Below are 2,108 nucleotides of genomic sequence, written 5' to 3' on the forward strand. Positions count from 1 at the left end.
TTGCGTTAACCCCTAAGTTACTGGCGCGGCGGTCCATTTTAGCGGCTGCAGCACGAACACTAAAACTCGCTATGGCTTTATCAAATTCGTCACCAGAAACACCATTGACCACAAAAACATTACGAATGTCTTGTTTACTGGTCAGCATATTGTTTTTATTGAAGTTATAGTCAAATATAGCAGCGGACAGTTCTTCTTCTTTATCCAGCTTTTGTGCAACCACAAAAGCCTGAGTCATGGTTTCACCCACATTGCCCCGTGGGCTGATGAACGACACATGCGCCTTTTTAAAAGCTTCCGGATATTCAGACTTCATTTCTTTTGCTATGGGTTCAAACCGGTAGCAATGAACACAGTAAAAAGAAAAGAACTCGGTAATTTCCGGTTTACTGGTCGCTTCATCGGCTATCACCTCATAGTGAACTCCTTCCTCAAAATCCTGAGCCTGAGCAAAACCTGCTGCTACCATTAATGCTCCGGCAAAACCCATTAACCACTTTTTCATTGTCATTTCCTGTTATCCGTTAAAACCAAGGTTCAGCGGCGCTTCATCCAGCCCCGCTAATTGTTCTTTCAATGCCAGAATCTGCTGTTCCCAATAACGGCTTTCTGCAAACCAGGGGAACGCTCTCTGAAAAGCACTATCTTGCCACCTGCGCGATAACCATGCCATATATTGAATGATTCTGAAACTGCGCAAAGGTTCAATTAATATCAACTGCGCGGTATCAAATTCGCAAAAATCTTCATAACCAGTAAGCAGCGCATCCATCTGCAGAGTCTGCTCCTGATGCGGGCCATTAAGCATCATCCATAAGTCCTGGACCGCAGGTCCTGAGCGACAATCGTCAAAATCGACAAAGGTCAGTTTTTCCTCATACTGCAGAATATTACCAATATGGCAGTCGCCATGCAGACGCTGATAATCAAAGTCTTGCAGAGGTGTAGAACGTAAGCGCTCACTTAAGGGATCAAGAATGGCAAAAAAGGCGTCTTTTAGCTCTGCGGGTAATAAAGCGGATTGCCGTAACTCCGCCACGGACTGCTCCACAAAACCTTCATAGTCGATAGTTTCCCGCACTTTAAACTTGCCCGCCTGAGCCACTGCATGCATGCGTCCAATTTGACGCCCCAGGCGTTCAAGCTCATCCAGGTCATTAGGCTCAAATGCCCGCCCTCCAATGCTTGAGTAAACACAAAAGCGATAGCCTTCGAACTCATGCAGGCGCTTATTCTGCAGTAGTAAAGCGGATACGGCCGGAACCTCTGCTTGCGCCAGCTCCTCGACAAACGCCAGCTCTTCTTCTATTTGCTCAGTGCGCCAGCGCTGAGGTCTATAGAACTTTGCCACATAGCGTTTGCGATCATCATCAGCAAACTGATAGACCCGGTTTTCATAGCTATTCAGCGCCAGCAAGCCCGAAGCAGGATACAAACCGACACTTTCTAACGCATTAACAACAAGATCCGGCGTCAGCCCCTGAAAAGCAAAGTCAGACGCGTTCTCTGTAAGATTACTCATATAAAAAGCGGCTCTGATGCGTATTAGTTATATCCGCATTATCAACCGCTGTTACCACGAAGTAAAACTCTGTGACCTGTTCTTTCAATAAAGAGGGTGGAACCGCTACCGTTACCGGCAATGTGCCAACCTCACCGGCCGAAACCTGTTTAGTGGAGTCACCAATCAGTTCGAACTGTTCAAAACCTTTGACCTCTATGCGGTAAGTCATGTCCTGCTGAGATTTATTAACCAGTTTTAAGGTGAAGACGTTTTCAATCTGGCCTTCAATATTTTCTCTGAAAAGCTGGTTCCTGTCTCGCAATACATCAACTTCCAGTGGGACTCGGCTGGCAATATCCCAGACCAATACCGCGCTCACCGCCAGAACCATAATAAAGTAGCCAATACTTTTCATTCGCCACGGATTGGTCTTCTGCTTTTTGTCTTTGGCCGCCAGGTTACGCTCTGTGGTAAAGCGGATAAGCCCTTTCGGATAGTTCATTTTATCCATAACGTCATTACAGGCATCAATACAGGCACCGCAGTCAATGCACTCGTATTGCAGCCCATTTCGAATATCAATACCTGTCGGGCAAACCTGAAC

At 46.4% G+C, this 2,108-nt stretch carries 3 protein-coding genes; all 3 read right to left on the minus strand.

The genetic code is table 11. From position 1 onward, the window contains the following. Positions 1–505: thiol:disulfide interchange protein DsbA/DsbL (locus B3180_RS02480; RefSeq protein ID WP_286842822.1), on the minus strand; the 505-nt coding region annotated here is incomplete at its 3' end. Positions 506–517: 12 nt separating this feature from the next. Further along, positions 518–1,522, minus strand: coding sequence for a serine/threonine protein kinase (locus B3180_RS02485; RefSeq protein WP_054489045.1), 1,005 nt, complete (start codon positions 1,520–1,522; stop codon positions 518–520). Beyond that, positions 1,515–2,108, minus strand: a 594-nt coding sequence (locus tag B3180_RS02490) for a FixG Ig-like domain-containing protein (protein ID WP_286842826.1), incomplete at its 5' end; no start/stop codon positions are given. The genes B3180_RS02485 and B3180_RS02490, both read right to left, overlap by 8 nt.

The organism is Idiomarina sp. UBA4206 (assembly GCF_002383015.1).
GTDB classification, from domain to species: Bacteria; Pseudomonadota; Gammaproteobacteria; order Enterobacterales; family Alteromonadaceae; genus Idiomarina; species Idiomarina abyssalis.